General features: G+C 69.0%; 7 protein-coding genes and 1 pseudogene. 1 reads left to right on the top strand and 7 read right to left on the bottom strand.

All coding sequences use genetic code 11. The features are described from left to right. The 4 genes and pseudogenes from CRM73_RS16875 to CRM73_RS16860 all read right to left on the bottom strand — a co-directional run. Nucleotides 1-883 (bottom strand): annotated as a pseudogene (locus CRM73_RS16875) (heavy metal translocating P-type ATPase); the annotation flags it as partial. A 52-nt stretch (nucleotides 884-935) separates the two neighbouring features. Continuing rightward, nucleotides 936-1,268, bottom strand: a complete 333-nt coding sequence (locus tag CRM73_RS16870; protein WP_058874192.1) for a heavy-metal-associated domain-containing protein — start codon at nucleotides 1,266-1,268, stop codon at nucleotides 936-938. A 94-nt stretch (nucleotides 1,269-1,362) separates the two neighbouring features. After that, the gene (locus tag CRM73_RS16865; RefSeq protein ID WP_047804187.1) at nucleotides 1,363-2,508 is read right to left on the bottom strand and encodes a cell wall metabolism sensor histidine kinase WalK; all 1,146 of its coding nucleotides are present in this window, start codon (nucleotides 2,506-2,508) and stop codon (nucleotides 1,363-1,365) included. Then, complete coding sequence (locus CRM73_RS16860) at nucleotides 2,505-3,206, bottom strand: response regulator transcription factor (protein ID WP_229588587.1); 702 nt, start codon at nucleotides 3,204-3,206, stop codon at nucleotides 2,505-2,507. The genes CRM73_RS16865 and CRM73_RS16860 overlap by 4 nt, the downstream gene beginning before the upstream one ends. Nucleotides 3,207-3,364: 158 nt before the next feature. Here CRM73_RS16860 and CRM73_RS16855 point away from each other — a divergent pair, with 158 nt between their 5' ends. Then, nucleotides 3,365-4,252 carry a F510_1955 family glycosylhydrolase gene (locus tag CRM73_RS16855; RefSeq protein ID WP_047804189.1) on the top strand — a complete coding sequence of 296 codons (888 nt, stop codon included), beginning with the start codon at nucleotides 3,365-3,367 and terminating at the stop codon, nucleotides 4,250-4,252. A 720-nt stretch (nucleotides 4,253-4,972) separates the two neighbouring features. Here the strand turns inward: CRM73_RS16855 and CRM73_RS16850 are convergent. From CRM73_RS16850 to CRM73_RS16840, 3 genes are all read right to left on the bottom strand, one after another. Further along, nucleotides 4,973-5,218, bottom strand: coding sequence for a hypothetical protein (locus CRM73_RS16850; protein ID WP_141246871.1), 246 nt, complete (start codon nucleotides 5,216-5,218; stop codon nucleotides 4,973-4,975). Nucleotides 5,219-5,560: 342 nt separating this feature from the next. Continuing rightward, nucleotides 5,561-6,274 carry a FadR/GntR family transcriptional regulator gene (locus CRM73_RS16845; RefSeq protein ID WP_095651903.1) on the bottom strand — a complete coding sequence of 238 codons (714 nt, stop codon included), beginning with the start codon at nucleotides 6,272-6,274 and terminating at the stop codon, nucleotides 5,561-5,563. 150 nt (nucleotides 6,275-6,424) lie between these two features. After that, nucleotides 6,425-8,212 carry an L-lactate permease gene (locus CRM73_RS16840; RefSeq protein ID WP_095651902.1) on the bottom strand — a complete coding sequence of 596 codons (1,788 nt, stop codon included), beginning with the start codon at nucleotides 8,210-8,212 and terminating at the stop codon, nucleotides 6,425-6,427. Between the last annotated feature and the right edge of the window lie 486 nt (nucleotides 8,213-8,698).

Below are 8,698 nucleotides of genomic sequence, written 5' to 3'. Positions count from 1 at the left end.
CGGCCTCCACCCGCACGCGCACGGTGGTGTCGGTGGCCACGGTCCCGGCGACCACCGTGTCGCCGGGTGCCCGGCTGACGGCCTTGGACTCGCCGGTGATCATGGACTCGTCGAACTCGGCCGTCCCGTCGACGATCTCCCCGTCGGCCGGGACCCGGGCGCCGGGGCGGATGAGCACGACGTCGCCCACGGCCAGCTCGGCGACGGGCACGGTGACGGTGTCGCCGTCGACGACCTTCTCGGCCTCGTCGGGCAGCAGCGCGGCCAGGGCGTCCAGGGCGGAGGAGGCCGCCCCGAGGGCGCGCATCTCCATCCAGTGGCCCAGCAGCATGATGACCACCAGCAGGGCCAGTTCCCACCAGAAGTCGAGGTCGAACCCGCCGATCCCCAGGGTGGTGACCCAGGAGGCGACGAAGGCGACGGTGATGGCCATGGCGATCAGCAGCATCATCCCCGGCTGCTTCGACTTCAGCTCGGTGAGCCCGCCGCGCAGGAACGGGGCACCACCGTAAAGGTAGATGACGGTGCCCAGCACCGGAGGGATCCAGGTAGAGCCCGGGAACTCGGGGACGTGGTAACCCAGCAGGTGCCCGACCATCGGGGAGAAGACCACTACGGGGATCGCCAGTACCAGCGAGAGCCAGAACTTGTTCTTGAACATCGCCGTGGAGTGCCCGGCGTGCTCGCCGTGGGTGTGGACCTGGTGGTCCTCGTCCACCGCCGAGTGGGCGTGGGCGTGCGGCATGGCCTGCCCGTGGGTGTCGGCATCGGCGTGCCGGCCGCGGTGGGCCGCGCCGTGGTGATCGGCGGGGTGGTCCGTGTCGTGGCCGGTGTGCGCCTGGCCCGGGGCGGTGGGGCGGTCGTGGTGCTGCGGGGTGCTCATGGCGTTCCTTTTCGCGCAGGTCCCTGGCGGGCCAGGGCGGTGGTCGGTCTCGTCAGGCGGTGACGAGGGTGTAACCGGCTTCTTCCACTGCGGTGCGGACCGCCTCCGTGCTCAGCGGGTGTTCGGCGGTGACCGTGACGGTGGAGGCCCCACCGGCCACCAGGTCCACGTGCACCTCGCTCACACCCTTCAGGGCGGTGAGCTCCTCGGTGACGCTGGTGGCGCAGTGGCCACAGGTCATGCCCTGAACCTGGTAGGTCGACGTCGTGCCGGTAGCGGAAGCCGTCCCAGCAGCAGGAGCCGCGTGATCGGCGGCGGGGGCGGGTGCGCAGCAGGCGCAGCCGGTGGAGGCCATCGGCAACGGGGAGCGGGTCTCGTGGCTCATGTGAAGCTCCTTCGATCGATTCGGGCGGTAGGACCGGATACGTCCTCACCACCCCCAGGTATATACCCCCCAGGGGTATGTTGCAAGCGTGGGGTCATGCGGCGACCGTGGTTTCACGGGGGCGGTGCCGGGTGGGGCGGGGTAGCTCCACGGTGAAGACCGTCCCAGCTCCGGGACCGGAGGAGCTGACGTTCAGCGTTCCGCCGTGGGCCTCGACCAGGGCCCGGGAGATGGTCAGGCCGATCCCGGAGCCGCCGTGGTCGCGGTCCCGGGCGGTGTCCCCGCGCCAGAAGCGCTCGAACACCTGGGGCAGGTTCTCGGCGGCGATCCCGTCGCCGGTGTCGGCCACGACCAGGCCGAGACGGCCGGGGCCGTGGACGGCGGCGCGCACGGTCACCGTGCCACCGGGCGGTGTGTGGCGCAGGGCGTTGGTGAGCAGGTTGCCCAGCACCTGACCCATCCGCTGCCGGTCCACCTCCACGACCCCGGCGGCATCCTGCGCCTCGAGCACCAGATGCACGCCCTTGGCGGCGTAGGCCTCCCGGTGGGCCTCGACGGCGGTGCGCAGCAGCTCGTCGACGGGTTGTGCGGTGCGCTCCAGCTCGATCCGGCCCTCCTCGGCCCGGGAGACGTCGTGGATGTCCTCGACCAGGCGCGTGAGGCGTCCCAGCTGGTCGGTCATGAGCTCCCCGGTGGCCTCGTCCCAGTGCGTCACCCCGTCTTGGAGAGCCTCGCAGTAGACGGAGAGCACCGAGATCGGGGTGCGCATCTCGTGGGCCAGGTCCGAGAGCATCCGCCGGCGGGTGTCCTCGGTGCGCTGCAGACGGGTGGCCATGGTGTTGAACGAGGTGGCGACCGCGTCCACCTCGGTGCCGGCACCCAGGGCCGGGACCCGGGTGTCGTAGCGCCCGCGGGCCATGGACTGGGCCGCCTGGGTAAGTGCGGCCAGGGGCCGCTGGAGGCGGCGGGTGAAGAACCAGGTCACCGCCGCCGCGCACACCACAGCAGTGCTCAGGGCCGCCCCCAGGATGATGAGGTTGGTGTCACGGTAGGCCTGCTCCACGTGCAGGAGTTCCGGGGAGTTCTCCGAGTGCCCGGCCATGATCAGGTGTTCGTGGAAGATCGGGGGCCCGGCCAAGGAGGCCACGGCCACGGCGGCGAGGATGCTGGCGGCCACCACGATGGCCTGGGCCAGGAAGAACCGGGAGGCCAACCCCCAGCTGTGCCGCCGGCCGCTCACCGGCTCACCATCCGATAGCCGACCCCGCGCACGGTGTCGATGTAGGCGCTCTGATCCTCACTGAGTTTCCGGCGCAGGTGACCGATGTGCACATCCACCAGCCGCTCATCGCCCACCCAGGCCGGGTCCCACACGGTGTCGATGAGCTGACGACGGGACAACGCCTGGTGCGGCCGCGCCGTCAGGGCGGCCAGCAGGTCGAACTCGGTGCGGGTCAACCCCACCGGCTCACCGACCACCTGCGCCTCATGGGCGGTGAGATCGACGGTCAGGTCCCCGAACACCCGGGCCGGCTCCACAGCAGTCACGGTGGTGCGGGGCCGGCGCAGCACCGCGGCCACCCTCGCGACGAGCTCACGCACACTGAAAGGCTTGGTGATGTAGTCATCGGCCCCGGCCGCCAGGCCGGCCAGCTTGTCGTCTTCGTCCCCGCGGGCGGTGAGCATCAGCACGTAGCACTCGGAGAAGCCCCGGATCCTGCGGCACACCTCGATCCCGTCCAGCCCGGGTAACCCCAGATCCAGCACCACCACATCAAAGCTCCGGCTGCGGGCGGCCTCCACGGCGTCGGGCCCGGTGTGGGCGGTGGCCACGTCATAGCCGGCGCGGGTGAGGTAGGTGGCGATCATCCGGGCCAGGGGCTTCTCGTCGTCGACCACCAGCACCCGCCCGGTCACCGCATCGATGCCAGAATCCATGACTTCAGTGTCCCCTCCGTCCGCACCGCATTCGTGCCGGAGACTGGTCGGGGGAGGAATCTTCGCCAAACCTTCACGGAGAACGCCACAGGGTCCCTCCCCGACCGGTCGACAATGGTGGATGGCCCTCGCAGTGTGGTGCGAGGCGGAAAGGACCCATGAACCCCCTGACCCGTAGAACCCTGCTCGTGGGCGGCCTCGGCCTGCTCGGCACCGGCGCCCTGGCCGCGTGTACTTCCCCGGCGGAGAGCCCGGCACCGGCCGGAGCGAGCAGCACCGGCACGGCGATCACCCATGTGCACGCCATCACCCGCGACACGGTGACCGGAGGCGGCGCAGGAGCAGGAGCAGGAGCAGGGGTGATCCTGCTGGCCACCCATGAAGGGCTGTTCCGTCTCCAGGACGGGGAACTGACTCAGGCAAGTCCGGTCGTGGACCTGATGGGCTTCACCGTCACGCCCGAGGGCCGCTATCTGGCCTCGGGCCACCCCGGTATCGGCACCGATCTGCCCGAACCGGTCGGGTTGATCGAATCCACCGATCAGGGCGAGACCTGGGAGGTGCTCTCGAGGGGCGGGGAATCGGACTTCCACACCCTGGCCGCCGGTCCGAACGGGGTGCTCGGCTTCGATGGGCAGCTGCGCGCCAGCTCCGACGGGCGCACCTGGGACACCCTCGAGATCCCCTCCGCCCCGGCCGCCCTGGCGATCGCCCCGGGCACAGGCACCATCCTGGCCACCACCGAGGACGGCGTCATGCGCTCCCAGGACGACGGTGCCACCTGGGACACCCTGGACACCCCGCAGCTGATGTCCCTGATCGCCTGGGCCGACGACAAGACCATCGTCGGGGCCGGGGTCGACGGGAACCTGCTGACCAGCGCAGATGCCGGGGAAACCTGGACGGCCAGTGACCAGCCGATCGGGGAGATCACCGCCCTGGGGGCCGGGCTCACGGAGGAAGGCGAGACTGAGGCCCTGCTCGTGGCCGACGGAACCGTGCTGCGCACCACCGACGGCGGGAACACCATCGAACAGCTGCTTTGACCCCGTTCACGTTCACCCGCTCGTGGACGAGTCTCCCTGGCACGCCCACGTCTCAAGCGTTCACGCACAATGCCCGCCCACAATGCCCGTCAATGTGCGCGCCTGGAGCAGGGCAGCAGGAGCTGTCCCTCAACCGATGCCGGGGCAGAACAAGAGACCCCTGCTCTCTGCAGGGGCCTCTTGAAGGATGCCGGGGGCAGGCTACGCGCACTCGTCGTAGTGGTCCTCATGCTCCGCATGCCGGTGACCGTCGTGGAGATAATCCACATGATCGCCGTGTTCAACGGTCTCGTGCCCGCAGTTCTCTCCGTGAGTGTGTTCTGCTTTGGTGTGCTCGGCCTGCTTGTCGTGACCAGCCATGATGATCCCCCTTGGACGTACGGGCCCAGGACAGGCTCGTCTTTCCAGTGGAGCACCGGCACCAGGATCTGGCAATGCTTCTGCGGGACCACCAGGGCGAGACCCGGCCCTGCCCGAAGTGCACGCTTCTGCTGACGAAGCAGAAATTTCCTGGCGGATCTCCCACCCTAGAACTCAGGGACCAAACGCGCTATCGCTGATTGATCCGCGGACACTGGCTGCATCAGTAGCTCGACGCGACCTTCTTTACATATGGCCGGTTAGCGGCCGGGCTCCATGTCGGCCCTTGGGCGTCTGGCATCCATGCGCTCCACGGATTTCCGTCACAACGGTGGAGCGTGCCTTCAGGAGAGGTCTTCGTCAGCGCTTTTCTGGGGTGGCTGGTGGTGGGTGCCGAAAGATGCGGTTCTCGTCGGTGGAGAACATTTTCCGTTCGCCGGTTCCGAGTTCTCGGGCCCACACCACGTGGAGGAGTGGCATGGTCTCCTCGACGAGTCCGCGGTAGTAGAGGTCACCGGCAAGGTGGACATCGATGCGATCACCTGCTTGCAGCACGGTGCAGTCCTCCACGGGGACGGGGACGGGGCCGGGGTCGGGGCTGGTCATGGTGGCGGTGCCTTTCGTCGGCGCTTCTGGGTTGGGTTGTGGCCTCGGGGTGGTCATCCGGAGTGCGGTGAGCCCATGGTGCGTGGTCGTCCCGATGTGATGCGCTCCGTGGTGCGGTATCGGCGCGCGGTGTTCTCGGCCTGGAACGCGCATGGCTTCCCCGCGGCGGCACGAGGCAGGGGTCGGTCGCGGCCGGCTGGAGCCGGAGGCTCTTGAGGTGTGAGTATGCAGTCCGCTGGGATGTGCCTGGGGTGGTTCGTGCACGCGGTCCCGTGTTGACGGGAACGGTCAGTGCGCAGCGGTCAACGATCCTGGGTGATGCGGGACTCTGGGTACCGCTTTTTAGCGGTGGTCGCTGAGTTCGAAGAACCAGATGATGTGGTGGCGCAGGGCGTCGGCGGCGTCTGCGCCTCGGCGCTGCTGGAAGGCCTCCAGGATGCTCTTGTGCTGTTCCTGAAGGGTCTGGCGTACCTTCGGCCAGTCCTCGAGGTCGGCGACGGTCTCCTGGACGTAGCCGATGGTGGCTTGGCGCAGCGAGGACATAATCGTCTCGACCACCACGTTGCCGGCCAGAGAGGCGAGCAGGATGTGGAACTGCGCGTCGTGGGCGTGGAAGCGCTCGTCCGGCAGGTCCGGGTCATCCATGGCGGCCACCAGTTCGGTGGCCTGGTCGAGTATCGCGGTGCGTTGGGGAGTGTCCGGGGCGGTGGCGGCTTCGTGGGCGGACTGGGTCTCGAGCAGCAGTCGGGTTTGCGCCAGATCGCGGATGCGCAAGGACCGGTTGGCCACGTGCATCCGCAGCGCCCAGCCGAGTGCGGCCGAGGGGTCCGAGATGACGATCGCCCCGGCGTTGGGCCCGGACCCGGTGGAGGAACGGACCAGGCCCATGGCGTCGAGGACCCGGAATGCTTCGCGGACCGAGGCGCGGGAGATCCCGAACTCCTCGGCCAGGTGGCGCTCTGCGGGCAGTCTGTCGCCCACCGAGATCTCCCCGGAGCGCAGGCGTTCCTCGAGCCAGTCAAGGACGAGGGTGTAGGTGCGTGTGACCGCGGGCACGAGGGGCTCCTGGAGGGTATATGGGGAACCGGACCATTCTAGAGAGACCGCGAGGCTGCACCTGACCGGATGGGTCGGGCGCAGCCTCGGGGCCCCGGAGGCGTGGGGCCGGCACCTGACATGCCGTCGGCACCGGCCCCACGTGCCGGATCAGACCCGGAGCTCGCTCCTGGCGGGCGCGTCCTTGCGCCACAACCAGCGGGCGATGAGGGCCAGTCCGGCGACGAGCAGGACCAGCATGACGGTGCCCAGGTTGAGACCCACCCCGTGGATGAAGAGGTACGCGACCGCACCGCCCGCGAGGCAGTAGTAGGTGGTCACGATGATCGTCTTGCGCAGCAGGTCGCCTTCGCGCCCGAGCAGGCCCACGGTGGCGGAGGCCGCCACGATGTTGTGGATCGCGATCGGGTTGCCACCGGCCCCACCCACAGCCTGGGCGGCGACCACGAGCTCGGGCCGGTCGAGACCGATCGCGGCGCCGGTGGAGAACTGGAACTGGGAGAACGTCAGGTTGGACACGGTGTTGGACCCGGCCACGAAGGCGCCCAGCGCGCCGATCCAGGGGGCGATCACGGGCCAGGAGCTGCCCGAGATCGCGGCGGCGCCCTCGGCGAGGGTGACCGGCATGCTGGAGAGCCCCGAGTCGTTGAGGGCCGGGCCGGACTGGATGAGCACCCGCACCAGGGGCACGGCGAAGAGCAGGGCGGCGGCGGTGCCGGCGAGCTGGCCGGCCGAGATCTTGAGGGTCTGGGCGATCTCGCGGGAGTTCATCCGGTGCAGCAGGTAGGCGAAGGCCGAGGCGAGGATCAGCACGAAGCCGGGGAGGTAGAACGGCTGGACGGTGGTGGTGATCTCGGTGCCCAGGATGTTCTCGAACGGGATCGCCAGGCCGGTCAGCCATTCCTTCAGCGGGGCGATGACACGGGTGGCCACCAGCAGCCCCGCCATCAGGGCGTAGGGGGCCCAGGCGCGGACCGTGCTCATGTGGGTGGAGACGTCGGTGGCCTCGGCCGGTTCGATGGTGCCCATCCAGCGGGTGGGCCAGTCGGCGCGCGGGCCGAACTGGAAGGTGTCCTTGGGCATGAGGAAGCCGCGGCTGGAGGTGAACATCACCAGCACCATGCCGAGGAGCCCGCCGAACATCGAGGGGAACTCGGGGCCGAGGAAGCGGGCCACCAGCACGTAGGGGACGGTCATGGCCAGGGAGGCGTAGACGGTGAAGGGCCACACGGCCAGCCCGTCGCGGAAGCGCCGGTCGGGGCCGAAGAACCCGGTCAGCAGGGTCACGAGGATCAGCGGGATGAGGATGCCCACGATCGCGTGGATGGCCGCGGTGTAGAAGCCGATCGAATTGATGAACTCGGGCATGGTCACACCCAGAATCTCGACGCGCTGAGCGACCGCGGGGTCCCCGCCCAGGCCGTTGGCGACCCCGACGAGGATGGGCGTGCCGACCGCCCCGAAGCTCACGGGGGTGGACTGGACGATGAGGCCGATCATGACGGCGGCCATCGCGGGGAAGCCCATGGCCAGCAGCAGCGGGGCCACGACCGCGGCGGTGGTGCCGAAGCCAGAGACGCCCTCGATGAAGGAGCCGAAGAGCCAGCCAATGATGATGGCCTGGATCCGCCGGTCGGCCGAGATGTTGTTGAAGCCAGCGCGGATGGTGGCCATGGCCCCGCCCACGGTGAGCGTGGCGAGCAGCAGCAGGGCGCCGAAGACGATGTAGAGCATGGTGATGGCCACGATCAGGCCCTCGATGGTGGCGGCCAGCACTCCGGTGAAGCTCATCTGCCACACGGTCAGCGCCACCACGACGGCCGCGAGGTAGCCCACCGGCATCGCGAACTTCGCCGGCCAACGGAAACCGGCCAACAGCACACCCACCAACAGCAGGGGCAGCAGAGCCAGAAGGCTCAGGACAGCGAGATTGTCCACGGACAGATCCTTTCTGGGCCCTGCCCCGGAGGATCGCGGGTGACGGGTCGGGCCGGGTGCGTGGTACGGGCTGGGTCGGGGTTTCCGGGACGCGATGCGTAGCTCATCCCGGCCCCAGTGATCTCGATGCGCTCCCCTGAGAGTTGCGGAGAGCAGTACAGACCTGGTGTCGGTCGGGTGGTCGTTCGGTGCTTCCCGCACACGAGTTCGGGAAGGACCTCACACGCGACCACCGTATGGTCGGACCACAATGGTCTGACCACGAAGAGTACATGAGCCAGGTCACACCTCCAACCCCTGCGGCGCAATGTTTTCGCCGCCTGCCGCCCTGGTTGTGTGGTACGGCTCATAGTCCTACTATGGTCAGACCACAGGCGGCCCGGCGTCGTCGTCCCGTCTTCCCGCTCCCGACTCCGGAGGTCGCATGAGAATCGCCCTGTTCGCCACGTGCATCGTGGACGCGATGTATCCGCGGGTCGCGCTGGC

This window comes from Kocuria sp. CCUG 69068, assembly GCF_020833785.1.
In the GTDB taxonomy this organism is placed as follows: Bacteria; Actinomycetota; Actinomycetes; order Actinomycetales; family Micrococcaceae; genus Kocuria; species Kocuria rosea.
The sequence above is the reverse complement of the archived record's forward strand: the minus strand, read 5'-3'. Positions and strand labels throughout refer to the sequence as shown.